The following is an 18,221-nucleotide window of genomic DNA, read 5'->3' on the forward strand; positions in this document are numbered from 1 at the left end:
TAATGAGTAAAAAGAAAGGATAGATGTTCTATGAAAAAAGATTTGCGCATCAAGAGTAAAGTATTCAGCGAGGGCGCTATGAAAGCGCCAAACCGGGCCATGCTTCGTTCTGTCGGAGTGACCGATGAAGATTTCCAAAAACCGATGATCGGGATTGCAAGTACGTGGAGTGAAGTGACTCCGTGCAATATACATATTCATGATTTAGCAGTGAGTGCGAAAAAAGGGGCGAGAGAAGCAGGCGGTGTTCCGTTTATCTTTAATACCATCACCGTTTCAGATGGCATTTCCATGGGAACAGATGGGATGCGCTATTCATTGCCAAGCCGCGACGTTATCGCGGATTCGATTGAAACAGTGGTTGGAGCAGAAAACTTGGATGGCTTAGTGGCAATCGGCGGATGCGATAAAAACATTCCCGGCTGCTTGATTGCCATTGCCAATTCTGAAGTGCCGGCCGTATTTGTCTACGGAGGCACCATTGCACCAGGCAAACATAACGGTGGAGACATTGATATCGTATCTGTGTTCGAAGGCGTCGGCCAGCATAATAATGGCGACATTTCGGATGATACTTTGCGCGGCATCGAATGTGCGGCGTGCCCAGGCGCTGGTTCATGCGGCGGCATGTATACGGCCAACACGATGGCATCGGCTGCGGAAGCAATGGGGATGAGCTTGCCAGGAAGCTCTTCGAATCCAGCTGAAAATGATTTGAAAGCAGCAGACTGTGAAGCGGCAGGAAAAGCCGTCTACAATTTGCTGGAACTTGGTGTTTATCCGAAAGACATCATGACAAAAGAAGCATTTGAAAATGCGATTACCGTTGTTATGGCCCTTGGGGGATCGACCAATGCCATCCTTCATTTATTGGCGATTGCCCATGCGATTGAAGTGGATCTGACGATTGATGACTTCAACCGATTGCAAAAGCAAGTGCCGCATATTGCAGATTTGAAGCCGAGCGGACGATTTGTCATGGAAGATCTGCATAAAGTCGGCGGGGTCCAAGCGGTTATGAAACTATTGCTGGAAAAAGGTTATTTGCACGGAGATTGTATGACAGTGACTGGAAAGACCTTGGCAGAAAACTTAGCTGAAGCTCCGGGCTTGATCGAGGGGCAGGAAGTCATTGTACCGTTTGAGAAGCCGAAGCGTGCTGACGGTCCATTGGTCGTATTAAAAGGAAATCTTTCCCCAAGAGGCGCAGTTGCTAAACTGTCTGGCGTTAAAGTGAAAGTGCATACCGGTCCTGCTCGCGTTTTTGATACAGAAAAAGAAGCGACGGCTGCCGTAATGGCAAACGAAATCAATGAAGGAGATGTACTCGTTATCCGTTATGTAGGGCCAAAAGGCGGTCCGGGGATGCCGGAAATGTTATCAATATCCGCTATTCTTGTCGGAAAAGGCATGGATGAATCGGTTGCTTTATTGACGGACGGACGCTTTTCTGGAGGAACGCACGGATTGGTCGTTGGGCATATTGCGCCAGAAGCCCAAGTGGGTGGACCGATTGCGTTGTTGAAAGAAGGAGATATCGTGACAGTCGACTCCATCAAGCAGGAGATTACCATGGCTGTGTCAGACGAAGAGCTGGAAGCGCGCCGCAAAGCATGGGTAGCACCGCCGCTCTATAAAAAAGGCGTTCTTGGAAAATATGCGCACAATGTTTCGTGTTCTTCACGAGGCGCAGTGACGGATTATTTAAACCGCCAGGAAGATTCGTATGTACTGGAGTCAGCCGGCAAAAACAAGTAAATGCAAGCATTGGAAAAGGGATGTCCTCGTTAGAGGACATCCCTTTGATTTTTAAAGGTAACATTAACTAATATTTGATTTCAATTTTTCAACCCGATAAACGGGGAATCATTTCCATTGAAAGGATTAACTTTCTGTGCCGCGGTCATTGTTCCACTGGTGGCTTTCTAACTTAAGCAACGTAAACCCTACCTTCTTTTACGTCCTTGCGATCCTTAAATCGCGCCAGTGTGAATAAGTATTATCAAAAACATTACTGTAGAATGCCAGATTATCAAAATTTTTCAGTTACCTCGCTGTTAACTGATTAAGTATCTCATAAGCTATGACTAATGTCAATTAAATCGATTATTTATGTTTTTCTTATTTGAAATGAGTCTATTAGGGTATAATTATAGAAATTAACTTGAAACTAATGACTTGCGGAAGAAGGAGATTCAAATGGAAAGAAAATATTCAGATGACAGTTTAACGCTACATACAGATTTATACCAGATCAATATGTCCGAAGCTTATTGGGCAGATGGCATGCATGAACGGAAAGCGGTATTTGAATTGTTTTTCCGGAAGCTGCCTTTTGGCAATGGCTACGCGATCTTTGCTGGGTTAGAGCGTATTCTTGATTATTTGAAAGAATTCCGTTTTACAGACAGCGACCTTGCCTATTTAAAAGAAGAGGTTGGCTATGGAGACGATTTCTTGGCTTATTTGAAGACAGTCCGGTTTACAGGAGACATCTATTCCGTAGTAGAAGGGGAATTGGTCTTCCAAAACGAACCGCTTCTTCGCATCGAAGCGCCTTTAGTTGAAGCTCAACTGATTGAAACGGCTCTGTTAAATATTGTGAACTATCAAACTTTGATTGCGACAAAAGCGAGCCGCATTAAGCAAATTGTCAAAGATGAGCGGTCATGGAGTTTGGAACAAGACGTGCACAAGAGATGGATGCGGCTGTATGGGGAACACGGGCTGCCTATATCGGCGGCCTTGAAGCCACAAGCAATGTCCGTGCTGGGAAAATGTTCGGCATCCCTGTAGCCGGCACGCATGCGCACTCTCTTGTTCAAGCTTATAAAGATGAATATGAAGCTTTCCATTCTTACGCGAAACGGCACAAAGACTGTGTTTTCCTAGTCGACACATACGATACATTGAAATCGGGTCTTCCGACAGCTATCCGCGTAGCAAAAGAATTGGGCGATAAGATTAATTTCCAAGGAATCCGACTGGACAGTGGAGATATTGCTTTCTTGTCGAAAGAAGCCCGGAAAATGCTGGATGAAGCAGGTTTCACGGATGCCCAAATTGTCGTGTCTAATGACCTGGATGAATACACGATCCTTAACTTAAAAGCGCAAGGCGCGCGTAGATGCATGGGGAATCGGGACCAAGCTGATTACGGCATACGACCAGCCGGCTCTTGGAGCTGTCTACAAATTGGTCGCAATTGAAAACGACCATGGCGAGATGGAAGACACCATTAAAATTTCCGGGAACGCTGAAAAAGTGACAACTCCAGGCCTCAAAAACGTTTACCGCATCATCGATAGGGAAAATGGTAAATCAGAAGGGGATTACATCACGATGCAGGATGAAAATCCGGCTGCTGAAGATCATTTGAAAATGTTCCATCCTGTCCATACGTATGTATCCAAATTTGTCAGCAATTTTGATGCCATCAATATCCATCAACAAGTCATCAAAGACGGAGAACTTATTTACAAAAATCCTCCATTAGAAGAAATCCAGGCGTATGCAATCCGCAATATGGATTTATTATGGGATGAATACAAGCGTTCATTGAATCCGGAAGAATATCCGGTCGATCTCAGCCAGAAGTGTTGGGACAATAAAATACGCAATATCCAAGAAGTAAAAGACTCTATCCAACAAATGACCAGCAAATAAGGGGGATTTCAAATGTCGACATTACAGCAAACGATAATTGAAGAACTTAAAGTTCAGCCAAGCATTGATCCGAAAGAAGAAATTAGCCGGACCATTGCTTTTCTGAAAGAATACTTGGTGAAGCATCCATTTTTGAAGGGATATGTACTCGGTATTTCTGGAGGGCAAGACTCGACGTTAGCCGGCAAATTGGCCCAAATGGCTGTAGATGAATTGAACGCTGAAAGCGGAGAAGAAAAATATGGCTTTTATGCGGTCCGTCTTCCGTACGGCGAACAATTTGATGAACACGATGCAAAAGATGCAATCGATTTTATCAAACCGACAAAAGTATACACAGTGAATATTAAAGCAGCAGTAGATGCCAGTAGAAAAGCGTTGGAGGATGCCGGCATCCTCCTGACGGATTTTGCTAAAGGCAATGAAAAAGCCCGCGAGCGAATGAAAGTGCAATTTTCAGTGGCAGCTATGCAAAATGCGGTTGTTCTTGGAACCGATCATGCAGCAGAAGCGATAACTGGGTTCTATACGAAGTTCGGGGACGGGGCGGCGGACGTGACGCCATTATTCCGTTTGAATAAGCGCCAAGGCCGTGCGTTATTAAAAGAGCTGGATGCTCCTGAGCATTTGTACACGAAAATTCCGACTGCCGATTTGGAAGAAGACAAACCGGCTATACCGGATGAAGTGGCTCTTGGCCTCACTTATGAGATGATTGATGATTATTTGGAAGGCAAAAAGATTCCGGAAGATGCGCGTGAAAAACTGGAAGGCTACTACCTTCGCACGCAACATAAGCGCCATTTGCCGATTACAGTATTCGACGATTTCTGGAAATAAACCGAAATGAACAGAGCCTGTTAAAAGGCTCTGTTTTTATTTGCGGAAAAAGACCTGAGTGAGAGGAAGCAGAGTTGAGAATTTCCTATAAATTCGTTATGCTTATGATAAGTTTTAGATAATTTTAAATTTTATTTATTATACATTGGGGGCAATGAGCATGGATGCTAAGGATCGATTAAATGCAGTGATTGATAACATAGAAAAAGTAATAATCGGTAAACGGAATATTGCCGAACTCAGCATCGTTGCTATGCTTTCACACGGACATGTCCTGTTAGAAGATGTCCCAGGAGTCGGAAAAACCATGTTGGTAAGAGCGCTTGCTAAATCAGTCGGCGCAGATTTTAAACGAATTCAATTTACACCGGACCTTCTGCCGTCAGATGTAATCGGTGTTTCCATTTATAATCCGAAAGATATGGAGTTCCATTTCCGGCCAGGGCCGATTATGGGCAATATTGTTCTTGCGGATGAGATTAACCGAACTTCCCCGAAGACACAATCCTCTTTGCTGGAAGCGATGGAAGAAGCTTCTGTCACAATTGATGGTGTTACGATGACAATTCCCAAACCCTTTTTCGTCATGGCGACTCAAAACCCGATTGAATACGAAGGAACCTATCCGTTGCCGGAAGCTCAGCTTGACCGCTTTTTGCTGAAAGTGAAAATGGGCTACCCAAGTTCGAAAGAAGAAGTGGAAGTGTTGAGCCGCTCGCAATTATCGGTGCCGATAGACGAACTTGAAGCTGTCATTTCATTGGAAGAATTATTGCAACTTCAAGAAGAAGCGAAAAAAATCAAAGTGGAAGATTCGATTAAAAGCTATATTGTGGATCTTTCGCGCCAGACCCGCATTGATCCTTATGTCTATTTAGGGGTAAGCCCGCGAGGGTCGATTGCGTTGATGAAAGCTTCCCAAGCTTATGCCATGCTGAAGGGGAGAAATTACGTGACTCCGGACGATGTGCAATATTTAGCGAAATCTGTTTTTGGCCATCGCATCATGCTCCGCTCTGAAGCACGGTACGACGGCATTACTGCCGAAGAAATTACCGACCGGATATTAGCGAAAACCAGAGTGCCTGTGCAAAGGCTTGTTGGCCAATGAAGCGCTTGCCGAGCTTCGTGAATTTATGGGGAAGACTGCTTTTCATTATTCTGATCCTGATTTTCACTTTTTCGTTTGCGATGTTCCAAGGCGGTTTTGTCAGCTGGTTCATTTTTTATATGACATTGCCGTTCTTATTGTATTCCTTATTGATGAGCTTTTATCCGATCCAGGATATCCAGCTTTCGAGAGAAATCCATACGGCTCAAATCAGGAAAGGCGGAAACTTCTCAGCGACGATCCATGTCCAAAGAAAATTCCGCTTTCCTTTACTCTATATGGTCATGTCTGAGAAGACCGATTCACCTTTATTGAAAGATCGGGCAGATGGAAGCTATCAGAAAATGCTTGTGCCTGGTTTTAGGAAATCGTATTCATGGTCGTATGAAATTTCAGATATGCCGCGTGGTGAACACGTATTGGAAGGCATTCAAGTCGAGATCGCCGATTTTTTTGGCTGGGTCAGGAAAACCCGGCTCCTGCCGTTGCAGCAGAAAGTGCTTGTGTATCCAAATACTGTGGAACTCGCTTACCGGCCAATGGAGGCTAAATACGATCACGGAAGCATGGCAGCTCCTTTTACGCTAGTGAAGGATACGACGATGGCGACCGGGATCAGGGATTATCATCCGGGGGACCGGGTCTCCTGGATTCATTGGAAATCTTTTGCCCGGACGCAGACGATGCGGACGAAAGAGTTTGAAGACCGCCAGTCGCAGGACCTGTTTTTAATGGATGACCGTGCGCCTTCAGATAAATTTGAAATCCAAGTAGAATTGATCGCTTCTATCATCAAATCAATTATTGGAGCCAATTCAAGTTTGGCTTACCTATCTATAGGAGAAACGAAAAACTATTTCCCGGTTATCCAAACCGAAGAGCAGCTGCAGCGGGTGATGTATCATTTGGCAAAAGTTCAGCCGGATCTTGAAATTCCTGTTGAACAAGCGGTGAACCGGGAATTGCAGGAAATCCATGCATCCAGTCTGCTGTACGTAACAAGCCAGTTAACGATGGAAATGGTAAAAACAATTCAGCGCAATGTCAAACAGCTGAATACCTGCATGTTTTTGGTGGTGGCTGTAAAAGGCGAGAAGTTCACATCAGAAGATGAAATGACTTATCAATATGCGAGATCAAAAGGATTTCTCGTCAAACGGTTAAGTCCAGAAAACTTTACTTCCGTATTTACAGGAGGGAGCGAAAAATGAGCGCCATTCGTAAAAACACTTGGTTTATGGCTTGTTTATATGTGCTGGTCTTTTTTCTTCTTGCAGAATGGCTGACTCCGGTAATGACATTGACATCGACGGGACATAAAACGCTGTTTCTGGTGTTTATTGTGTTAGGTCTGTTAATGGCATTGTTTAAAGTGCCGTGGATAATATCCGGGCCTGTTAAATTGCTTTATATTCTTTGGTTTATTGTCCATGTCTACACGGATTCGTTCTTCTTTTCGAAAGATGCAATGGTTTTTGTCTGGGCGGACCTGCAAGTGAATATGGAAGCCTTATTTTCACAGAACTGGGCACAGACTACAGATATCTTTAGGACCGTCCTGTTTTTCGCGTTGCTGTGGATGGCTGTCTATTTGATTCATTATTGGGTCAGCTTCCGTCTAAGCATTTTCTTGTTTTATTTTTTGACGGTTCTGTTCATCGCAGTATTGGATACGTTCAGCCCTTATACAGGGAATACCGCCATTATCCGCATTATGGTGATCGGCTTGCTTCTTGCGGGCTTGCTGCATTTAGCAAGATGGACTGAACGCCATCATATTGAGTTGAGCGGCGATAAGATTGCCGCTTCTGTCATTCCGTTATTTTTAGCGATTGCTGGAACGACAGCTGTTGCCTTGTACTTGCCGAAATCCGGTCCGGTTTGGCCGGATCCCGTTCCGTATATTACGTCATTTTCAAATCAGGCCGGCAGTGGGACTGGCGGTAATTCTGTTGGCCGGATCGGCTATGGAGTAGACGATTCCCAGTTAGGTGGATCATTCATCGGCGACAGCTCACCTGTATTTACAGCAGAGGTGGATGACGGCCAATATTGGAAAGTCGAATCCAAAGACATTTATACGTCGAAAGGATGGGAATTGACTGAAAATGTTGGAGAGGTCGCAGTTTATGAAAATGGGGAATTTATTAAAACGGATTTTATCCCAGGCGAATCGGAAGAAGAGGATAATGCTTTAATATCAATGGACCAAGATTTTCCTTTCGTTTTATATCCATATGGAACTGAATCGATTTTAATGGACGCTGCACCGAATTATCAATACGATGCAGCTGATCAGCGAATCGAAACATTTCAACAGGGCAATGTCTTTGAACCTCAAGTTTATGAAATCAGCTATAGCGAGCCTACCTTCAGTTTAACGGCGCTCCGGGCCACGGCACCAGAGAAACTGGCGGAATTGCCAGCTGCATTTGATCGCTTTTTGCAATTGCCGGATGAATTGCCGCAGCGAGTCCGGGATTTGGCTCTTGAAATCACTTCAACTTCAACGACTGTGTACGATAAAACAAGAGCAGTTGAGCGGTATTTTTCCAATGGAAGCTTTGAATACAGCCAACAGGATATCCCGGTCCCTGAAGATGGCCAGGACTATGTAGACCAATTCCTATTTGAGACACAGAGAGGTTATTGCGATAACTTTTCAACTTCCATGGTAGTGCTTTTACGCTCTCTTGATATTCCTGCAAGATGGGTAAAAGGATTTAACGAAGGTGAATTGCTGGAAACGGAAGGGACGCGAGACATCTATCAAATCACTAATAATAATGCCCATTCCTGGGTGGAAGCTTATATGCCGGGAGTAGGCTGGATGCTCTTTGAACCGACTATCGGATTTACAGGTTCTTCTGAAGTTGAATTCGATGTTGAGGTGGATGCTTCGGATCCAGTTGAACGCGAACAGCCTGAACGTCCAAATCCGATTGAAGAAGAGGATGACAGCACTGCAGGAGCAGGAGAAGAAGCTAATGGTCCGGACTTTTGGGATCGCGCTTCTGATATCTGGGATGAAAATAAGGCGAAAATTTTATGGGCTCTTGGCGGACTTCTAGTTTTAGCGGGTATCCTCTATAAGATTCGCCAAAAATGGCTCCCGAAAGTGTTGATCCCTTATTACCGCAATCGCGGTGAAAGCGCATCAACGTTTGAAAAAGCATATTTGCGTTTGTTGAAACAATTGGAATTATATGGAATTAAGAGAAGGGAAGGCCAGACCTTAAAATCCTATGCTTCCTATATCGATTCATTTTTCGGTACAAGTGATATGACGCGTTTAACGCGTGCTTATGAGCAAGCTGTTTACGGCGGAAATCCAGAATCCGTTGACTGGAACGAGCTAAAAGAAAGTTGGGAAAATTTAATCAATCGCACAAGCGGTTGATTTTGGGGGCGCTAGCTTGTACAATTGAGAAAATTATAATTTACAAGTGCCCTCATATATGTCCGGTGATATGGATCGGATGTCTCTACCAAGTCTCCGGAAATGACTTGACTATGAAGGTGGATGACGCATGCTTTCAGACATGTGCATTCGCCTTTTTGATGTAGAGCAAAAGAACGCGAGGAGTCCATTTTCGCGTTCTTTTGTCATTTTGAGGCCCTGAAAAGAATAGAAGAGGTGAAGAGTGTGCCAGCAAGTCCGATGTTGAAAGAGCAAAAGAAAATAGTGGTTTTGGATTTTGGAAGCCAGTACAACCAATTGATTACACGGCGTATTCGTGAAATTGGCGTTTACAGCGAGTTGCATCCGCATACAATTACAGCTGAAGAAATCAAAGAAATGAATGCTACAGGCATCATTTTCTCAGGTGGACCGAATTCAGTTTACGATAAGAATGCTTTTTCAATTGATGAAGCGATTTTTGAAATGGGTCTTCCGATTTTAGGAATTTGCTATGGTATGCAATTAATGGCATTGAAATTGGACGGAAAAGTCGAGAAAGCGCAAAACCGTGAATATGGCAAAGCCGAACTTAAATTGATCAAGGAAAGCAAAGTCTTCGAAGGTTTGCCGGAAGAGCAAATTGTATGGATGAGCCATGGCGACTTGGTAACTGCTGCGCCTCCAGGGTTTGAAGTTATCGGTACTAGTGCAAGCTGCCCAATCGCTTCGATGGCAGACGAATCACGTAAATTCTACGGCGTACAATTCCACCCGGAAGTTCGCCACTCTGTATATGGCAATGAATTGCTGCGTCAATTCGTCTTCGGTGTTTGCGGATGGCAGCTGACTGGTCGATGGAAAACTACATCGAATTGGAAATCGAAAAAATCCGCGAAGAAGTAGGGGACAAAAAAGTTCTTTGTGCACTGAGCGGCGGCGTCGATTCATCTGTAGTAGCAGTTCTGATCCATAAAGCGATTGGCGATCAGTTGACTTGTATGTTTGTTGACCATGGTTTGCTGCGCAAAGGCGAAGCAGAAAGCGTCATGAAAACTTTCGCAGACGGCTTTAATATGAATGTCATCAAAATCGATGCGCGCGAACGCTTCATGAAAAAGCTCGAAGGCGTTTCAGATCCAGAGAAAAAACGCAAAATCATCGGCAATGAATTCATCTATGTATTCGATGACGAAGCTTCAAAACTTGAAGGCATGGATTTCCTAGCTCAAGGCACACTCTATACCGATATTATCGAAAGCGGCACAACAACTGCCCAGACGATCAAATCCCATCACAATGTGGGCGGTCTGCCAGAAGATATGCAGTTTAAATTGATCGAACCATTGAACACATTGTTCAAAGACGAAGTCCGTGTTCTAGGGACGGAACTTGGCATGCCTGACGAAATCGTATGGCGCCAACCTTTCCCAGGACCTGGTCTTGGAATTCGGATCATGGGAGCAGTCACTGAAGAAAAGCTGGAAATTGTCCGTGAATCTGATTGGATTTTACGCGATGAAATCAGCAAGGCTGGCCTTGACCGCGACGTTTGGCAATACTTTACGGTGCTTCCGGATATCCGCAGCGTAGGCGTTATGGGTGATGCCCGTACGTATGATTACGCAATCGGCATCCGTGCGGTAACATCAATTGACGGCATGACTTCAGACTGGGCACGCATCCCTTGGGATGTACTTGAGAAAATCAGTGTCCGCCTAGTCAACGAAGTTTCGCATATCAACCGCGTTCTCTATGACATTACCTCTAAGCCACCAGCAACTATTGAGTGGGAATAAAAACAAAAACCGGAGTGCCAGTAGGCATTTCGGTTTTTTTACGAACTATACTTATCTATTCTTATTAAATGTTCGTGTTTGGTATTGTTTTGAACGTTCAATCATGATATATTACAAAAGTAATTAAATAACGTTGTCGTATAATGTCGGGGATATGGCCCGAAAGTTTCTACCGAGTTACCGTAAATGACTCGACTACGATTTTGTCCTTTAAATGGTAAGGGACCTTTTTAAGGAAGTTTTACGCTTAAAAAGATAAATCGAACACATACGGCAAGTTGCTGTATGTGTTTTTTTGCATTATCGCGGCGACAAGCGGAGGAAAAATGATGAAGAGTTATTTTCAATTTGATGAACTGGGGACAAATTACCGTAAAGAAATAATTGGCGGATTGACCACTTTCTTGGCAATGGCATATATTTTGGTGGTCAACCCATTAACGCTCACATTAAGTTCGGTACCTGATCTTCCTGAAGAAATGTATATGGATTATGGGTCTGTATTTATGGCGACCGCTCTGGCTGCGGCAGTTGGCTGCTTTATGATGGGAATTTTAGCACGTTACCCAATCGCTCTAGCACCGGGTATGGGCTTAAATGCATTTTTTGCCTATACAGTTATTCTGACTTATGGAATTCCGTGGCAAACAGCTTTAACCGGTGTTTTATTTTCTGGACTCATCTTTATTGTTCTATCCCTTTCCGGTTTGCGTGAAATGATTATCAATGCAATACCTGCTGAATTGAAATATGCAGTGGGCGCAGGAATCGGGCTTTACATTACATTTATCGGGTTTCAAAATGCCGGAATTATTGTCGGCAATCCGGATACTTTGGTCGGATTAGGCGATTTAACACAGCCTTCAACTTTGTTGGCCATCTTCGGTCTAGTAATCACAGTCATCTTCATGGTACGCGGCATTAACGGCGGAATATTTTTCGGAATGTTAATTGCAGCTGTAATCGGGATGATTTTCAGCATCGTGGAATTGCCAAGTGCGATTATTGGAGAAATTCCAAGTATGGCGCCGACGTTCGGAGTCGCATTGGAACCGATTTTCAATGATCCAGGTTCATTGATGACAGTTCAATTCCTGGTAATTGTTCTTACTTTCTTGTTTGTCGACTTTTTCGATACAGCCGGAACGCTAGTGGCAGTTGCCAACCAAGCAGGATTAATGAAAGATAATAAATTGCCTCGTGCAGGTAAAGCTTTAATGGCAGATGCGGTAGCGACAGTAAGCGGCGCTATTTTTGGAACTTCCACGACCACTTCATATATCGAATCGACTTCCGGTGTTGCTGCAGGAGGCCGTTCAGGATTTTCTGCTGTAGTGACAGGGGTATTGTTTTTAATTTCGATTTTATTCTATCCCCTCTTAGAAGTTATTACGAGTGCTGTCACGGCTCCTGCTTTAATTATCGTAGGGGTTTTAATGGTTTCAGCTTTAGGTAAAATCGATTGGACAAGATTTGAAATTGCGGTGCCGGCATTTTTGACGATGATTTCCATGCCTCTCGGCTATAGCATTGCCACAGGAATTGCAATTGGATTTATCTTCTACCCGATCACAATGATTTTTGCAGGAAAAGCCAAACAGATCCATCCGATTATGTATGGGTTGTTCGTTATCTTTATTCTTTACTTCATTTTCCTAGCTTAAACTCAACCCGCCGAATTCAATCGGCGGGTTTTTATTATTATAGAAGGAAGTTGTTCAAGAGAAGTAGAAAAGCAGAATTAGTTATTACTATAGAAGAGATTCATTTCAATAGGAGCCGGGTCAACTACAATTGAACGTCTCTTCGCACTGAAGATTTATAAGATGAAGGCGGGAATGGAAGTGAAGGTACATAAAGAGAATAAAGCGCAGGAAGATAAGCATAAGGATACGTTAAAAGATTCTATGTAAAGGGGAATATCCCATTCATTTTTGTAACAGTTTTGTAATTTTTATTTATAGAATTTTCTGTTATAATAAGAAGTGTAATCGGTTTATTATTTTTTTGTCGGTTACCCAAAGTTTGTTGACAAAGACAATCAGCCTTGGTATATTAATAAGCGTCCTCAAAACAACTTGATTGAAACGGAATTATAAAATTTATAAAACTGTTGACATCGAAATTGAATTGAGCTATACTAATAAAGTTGCTGAGAAAAAGCAGTGACAACATGAACCTTGAAAACTGAACAGCAAAACGTCAACAATATCGGCAACGGACCTTCGGGTCCCGCGCCACAACTTACTGATCAGGCTTAGCCAGATCAAAGCGAATCGCGCGTCTTTTCGGAGACGGCGATGCGCCAGCATTGAGCAATCAATACTACTCTATAATGGAGAGTTTGATCCTGGCTCAGGACGAACGCTGGCGGCGTGCCTAATACATGCAAGTCGAGCGGAACACTTGGAGCTTGCTCCAAGCGTTTAGCGGCGGACGGGTGAGTAACACGTGGGCAACCTGCCCTGCAGATCGGGATAACTCCGGGAAACCGGTGCTAATACCGAATAGTTTGAAGACTCACCTGAGGCTTCACGGAAAGACGGTTTCGGCTGTCACTGCAGGATGGCCGCGGCGCATTAGCTAGTTGGTGGGGTAACGGCCCACCAAGGCCACGATGCGTAGCCGACCTGAGAGGGTGACCGGCCACACTGGGACTGAGACACGGCCCAGACTCCTACGGGAGGCAGCAGTAGGGAATCTTCCGCAATGGACGCAAGTCTGACGGAGCAACGCCGCGTGAGTGACGAAGGTTTTCGGATCGTAAAACTCTGTTGTGAGGGAAGAACACGTACCAACTAACTATTGGTACCTTGACGGTACCTCACCAGAAAGCCACGGCTAACTACGTGCCAGCAGCCGCGGTAATACGTAGGTGGCAAGCGTTGTCCGGAATTATTGGGCGTAAAGCGCGCGCAGGCGGTTCCTTAAGTCTGATGTGAAAGCCCACGGCTCAACCGTGGAGGGTCATTGGAAACTGGGGAACTTGAGTGCAGAAGAGGAAAGTGGAATTCCACGTGTAGCGGTGAAATGCGTAGAGATGTGGAGGAACACCAGTGGCGAAGGCGACTTTCTGGTCTGTAACTGACGCTGAGGCGCGAAAGCGTGGGGAGCAAACAGGATTAGATACCCTGGTAGTCCACGCCGTAAACGATGAGTGCTAAGTGTTAGGGGGTTTCCGCCCCTTAGTGCTGCAGCTAACGCATTAAGCACTCCGCCTGGGGAGTACGGCCGCAAGGCTGAAACTCAAAGGAATTGACGGGGGCCGCACAAGCGGTGGAGCATGTGGTTTAATTCGAAGCAACGCGAAGAACCTTACCAGGTCTTGACATCCCGCTGCCCGCCTTGGAGACAAGGCTTTCCCTTCGGGGACAGCGGTGACAGGTGGTGCATGGTTGTCGTCAGCTCGTGTCGTGAGATGTTGGGTTAAGTCCCGCAACGAGCGCAACCCTTGATCTTAGTTGCCAGCATTCAGTTGGGCACTCTAAGGTGACTGCCGGTGACAAACCGGAGGAAGGTGGGGATGACGTCAAATCATCATGCCCCTTATGACCTGGGCTACACACGTGCTACAATGGACGGTACAAAGGGCAGCCAACCCGCGAGGGGGAGCCAATCCCAGAAAACCGTTCTCAGTTCGGATTGCAGGCTGCAACTCGCCTGCATGAAGCCGGAATCGCTAGTAATCGTGGATCAGCATGCCACGGTGAATACGTTCCCGGGCCTTGTACACACCGCCCGTCACACCACGAGAGTTTGTAACACCCGAAGTCGGTGGGGTAACCCTTACGGGAGCCAGCCGCCGAAGGTGGGACAGATGATTGGGGTGAAGTCGTAACAAGGTAGCCGTATCGGAAGGTGCGGCTGGATCACCTCCTTTCTAAGGATTTATTCGGAAACAAGATCTTAGATCTTGTGTTGACGTTTTGCGTTCAGTTTTGAAGGTTCACCCTTCAGGCGTGAGCCTGTTTTGTGACTTCAAACTTGTTCTTTGAAAACTGGATAAAACGACATTGAAACAAATGAAAACAAGCAATTCATGTAAGCACGATCCCAATTGGGATCCACTTTTTAACAAACCACTTGGTTAAGTTAGAAAGGGCGCACGGTGAATGCCTTGGCACTAGGAGCCGAAGAAGGACGGCACTAACACCGATATGCTTCGGGGAGCTGTAAGTGAGCGATGATCCGGAGATTTCCGAATGGGGGAACCCACCGCCTTTAATGGGGCGGTATCCATGTGTGAATACATAGCACATGAGAAGGCAGACCCAGGGAACTGAAACATCTAAGTACCTGGAGGAAGAGAAAGCAAATGCGATTCCCTGAGTAGCGGCGAGCGAAACGGGAACAGCCCAAACCAAGAGGCTTGCCTCTTGGGGTTGTAGGACACTCATTGCGGAGTTACAAAATCCGAATTTAAGCGAAGCGACCTGGAACGGTCCGCGAGACAAGGTAACAGCCCTGTAGCTGAAAGGTTCGGATCTCCCGAGTGGATCCTGAGTACGGCGGAACACGTGAAATTCCGTCGGAATCCGGGAGGACCATCTCCCAAGGCTAAATACTCCCTAGTGACCGATAGTGAACCAGTACCGTGAGGGAAAGGTGAAAAGCACCCCGGAAGGGGAGTGAAACAGATCCTGAAACCGTGTGCCTACAAGTAGTCAAAGCCCGTTAATGGGTGATGGCGTGCCTTTTGTAGAATGAACCGGCGAGTTACGATTGCATGCAAGGTTAAGCTGAGAAGGCGGAGCCGCAGCGAAAGCGAGTCTGAATAGGGCGAATGAGTATGCAGTTGTAGACCCGAAACCAGGTGATCTACCCATGTCCAGGGTGAAGGTAAGGTAACACTTACTGGAGGCCCGAACCCACGCACGTTGAAAAGTGCGGGGATGAGGTGTGGGTAGCGGAGAAATTCCAATCGAACCTGGAGATAGCTGGTTCTCTCCGAAATAGCTTTAGGGCTAGCCTCAATCGTTTAGAATCCTGGAGGTAGAGCACTGTTTGGACTAGGGGCCCATCCCGGGTTACCGAATTCAGACAAACTCCGAATGCCAGTGATTTATGATTGGGAGTCAGACTGCGAGTGATAAGATCCGTAGTCAAGAGGGAAACAGCCCAGACCACCAGCTAAGGTCCCCAAATATCCGTTAAGTGGAAAAGGATGTGGCGTTGCTTAGACAACCAGGATGTTGGCTTAGAAGCAGCCATCATTTAAAGAGTGCGTAATAGCTCACTGGTCGAGTGACACTGCGCCGAAAATGTACCGGGGCTAAACGGATTACCGAAGCTGTGGATGGACCTCGTCTGAGGTCCGTGGTAGGAGAGCGTTCTAAGGGCGTTGAAGTCAGACCGGAAGGACTGGTGGAGCGCTTAGAAGTGAGAATGCCGGTATGAGTAACGAAAGACGGGTGAGAATCCCGTCCACCGAATGCCTAAGGTTTCCTGAGGAAGGCTCGTCCGCTCAGGGTCAGTCGGGACCTAAGTCGAGGCCGATAGGCGTAGACGATGGACAACAGGTTGATATTCCTGTACCACCTCCCCGCCGTTTGAGCAATGGGGGGACGCAGAAGGATAAGGTGAGCGCGCCGTTGGTTGTGCGCGTCCAAGCAGTGAGGCGTGGAATGAGGCAAATCCCATTCCTGATACGTTAAGCTGTGACGGCAAGAGGATTCATCCTCGAGTCCCTGATTTCACACTGCCAAGAAAAGCCTCTAGCGAGGCGGGGAGGTGCCCGTACCGCAAACCGACACAGGTAGGCGAGAAGAGAATTCTAAGGTGAGCGAGTGAACTCTCGTTAAGGAACTCGGCAAAATGACCCCGTAACTTCGGGAGAAGGGGTGCTCTGGTAGGGTGTTACAGCCCGAGAGAGCCGCAGTGAATAGGCCCAGGCGACTGTTTAGCAAAAACACAGGTCTCTGCAAAACCGTAAGGTGACGTATAGGGGCTGACGCCTGCCCGGTGCTGGAAGGTTAAGGGGAGTGCTTAGCGCAAGCGAAGGTGCGAACTGAAGCCCCAGTAAACGGCGGCCGTAACTATAACGGTCCTAAGGTAGCGAAATTCCTTGTCGGGTAAGTTCCGACCCGCACGAAAGGCGTAACGATCTGGGCACTGTCTCAACGAGAGACTCGGTGAAATTATAGTACCTGTGAAGATGCAGGTTACCCGCGACAGGACGGAAAGACCCCGTGGAGCTTTACTGTAGCCTGATATTGAATTTTGGTGCAACTTGTACAGGATAGGTAGGAGCCTTTGAGCCCGGAGCGCCAGCTTCGGAGGAGGCGTCGGTGGGATACTACCCTGGTTGTATTGAAATTCTAACCCACACCCCTGATCGGGGTGGGAGACAGTGTCAGGCGGGCAGTTTGACTGGGGCGGTCGCCTCCTAAAGAGTAACGGAGGCGCCCAAAGGTTCCCTCAGAATGGTTGGAAATCATTCGCAGAGTGTAAAGGCACAAGGGAGCTTGACTGCGAGACGTACAGGTCGAGCAGGGTCGAAAGACGGGCTTAGTGATCCGGTGGTTCCGCATGGAAGGGCCATCGCTCAACGGATAAAAGCTACCCCGGGGATAACAGGCTTATCTCCCCCAAGAGTCCACATCGACGGGGAGGTTTGGCACCTCGATGTCGGCTCATCGCATCCTGGGGCTGTAGTCGGTCCCAAGGGTTGGGCTGTTCGCCCATTAAAGCGGTACGCGAGCTGGGTTCAGAACGTCGTGAGACAGTTCGGTCCCTATCCGTCGCGGGCGCAGGAAATTTGAGAGGAGCTGTCCTTAGTACGAGAGGACCGGGATGGACACACCGCTGGTGTACCAGTTGTTCTGCCAAGGGCATCGCTGGGTAGCTATGTGTGGCCGGGATAAGTGCTGAAAGCATCTAAGCACGAAGCCCCCCTCAAGATGAGATTTCCCATTGCGCAAGCAAGTAAGATCCCTCAAAGACGATGAGGTAGATAGGTTCGAGGTGGAAGCGTGGCGACACGTGCAGCTGACGAATACTAATCGATCGAGGACTTAACCAAAATGCTTTCTGAAGAGCGCGTTTCCTGTATTCAATGTCGAATATCCAGTTTTGAGTGAACAAGTCACTCTGAAAAAAATAGTCCAGTGATGATGGCAAAGAGGCCACACCCGTTCCCATCCCGAACACGGAAGTTAAGCTCTTTTGCGCCGATGGTAGTTGGGGGTCTCCCCCTGTGAGAGTAGGACGTCGCTGGGCACGTGGAAAGTCGTTACCGTAGCCGGTAACGGCTTTTTTTTGTGATTTTTCTTGTATGTATCTATTTTAAAAATATAGTTGAATTTCAATCGTTGCCTCAGGCGTACATCATTAGATTTATCCAATTTCAAAATGATTCGAGCTAGCTGTTAAATATTCAGTATGCGCAAATTTTCTGCTAAAAGGA

6 protein-coding genes, 3 rRNA genes, 2 pseudogenes and 2 riboswitches are annotated in these 18,221 nt (G+C 46.3%); all 11 genes and pseudogenes read left to right on the top strand.

The annotated features are described in order from the left end of the window. Positions 1-30: 30 nt before the first annotated feature. The 11 genes and pseudogenes from ilvD to rrf all read left to right on the top strand — a co-directional run bounded on the left by ilvD (position 31) and on the right by rrf (position 18,034). Positions 31-1,758, top strand: a complete 1,728-nt coding sequence (gene ilvD, locus L0M13_RS04705; protein ID WP_235198558.1) for a dihydroxy-acid dehydratase — start codon at positions 31-33, stop codon at positions 1,756-1,758. Between the two features lie 441 nt (positions 1,759-2,199). Beyond that, a pseudogene (locus L0M13_RS04710) lies at positions 2,200-3,666 on the top strand (nicotinate phosphoribosyltransferase). Positions 3,667-3,678: 12 nt separating this feature from the next. Beyond that, a complete protein-coding gene (nadE, locus tag L0M13_RS04715; protein ID WP_235198559.1) occupies positions 3,679-4,506 on the top strand; it encodes an NAD(+) synthase in 828 nt (275 codons plus the stop codon). 160 nt (positions 4,507-4,666) lie between these two features. Then, the gene (locus tag L0M13_RS04720) at positions 4,667-5,617 is read left to right on the top strand and encodes an AAA family ATPase (RefSeq protein WP_235198560.1); all 951 of its coding nucleotides are present in this window, start codon (positions 4,667-4,669) and stop codon (positions 5,615-5,617) included. Further along, positions 5,614-6,828 (top strand): DUF58 domain-containing protein, encoded by a 1,215-nt coding sequence (locus L0M13_RS04725; RefSeq protein WP_235198561.1) that lies wholly within the window; start codon positions 5,614-5,616, stop codon positions 6,826-6,828. Before L0M13_RS04720 ends, L0M13_RS04725 begins: the two co-directional genes overlap by 4 nt. After that, a complete protein-coding gene (locus L0M13_RS04730; RefSeq protein ID WP_235198562.1) occupies positions 6,825-9,017 on the top strand; it encodes a DUF4129 domain-containing transglutaminase family protein in 2,193 nt (730 codons plus the stop codon). The genes L0M13_RS04725 and L0M13_RS04730 overlap by 4 nt, the downstream gene beginning before the upstream one ends. Before the next feature lie 32 nt (positions 9,018-9,049). Next, a riboswitch (purine riboswitch) is annotated at positions 9,050-9,151 on the top strand. A gap of 127 nt (positions 9,152-9,278) precedes the next feature. Continuing rightward, positions 9,279-10,816: pseudogene (gene guaA, locus L0M13_RS04735) on the top strand (glutamine-hydrolyzing GMP synthase). A gap of 116 nt (positions 10,817-10,932) precedes the next feature. Next, positions 10,933-11,034, top strand: a riboswitch (purine riboswitch). A gap of 111 nt (positions 11,035-11,145) precedes the next feature. Next, positions 11,146-12,480 carry an NCS2 family permease gene (locus L0M13_RS04740; protein ID WP_235198563.1) on the top strand — a complete coding sequence of 445 codons (1,335 nt, stop codon included), beginning with the start codon at positions 11,146-11,148 and terminating at the stop codon, positions 12,478-12,480. A 668-nt stretch (positions 12,481-13,148) separates the two neighbouring features. Continuing rightward, a 16S ribosomal RNA gene (locus tag L0M13_RS04745) occupies positions 13,149-14,696 on the top strand. Between the two features lie 205 nt (positions 14,697-14,901). Next, positions 14,902-17,837, top strand: a 23S ribosomal RNA gene (locus L0M13_RS04750). Between the two features lie 81 nt (positions 17,838-17,918). Continuing rightward, positions 17,919-18,034, top strand: a 5S ribosomal RNA gene (rrf, locus tag L0M13_RS04755). Together the 16S, 23S and 5S rRNA genes form the textbook arrangement of a ribosomal RNA operon. Positions 18,035-18,221 lie beyond the last annotated feature (187 nt).

It is taken from the genome of Planococcus sp. 107-1 (assembly GCF_021513255.1).
Lineage (GTDB): Bacteria > Bacillota > Bacilli > Bacillales_A > Planococcaceae > Planococcus.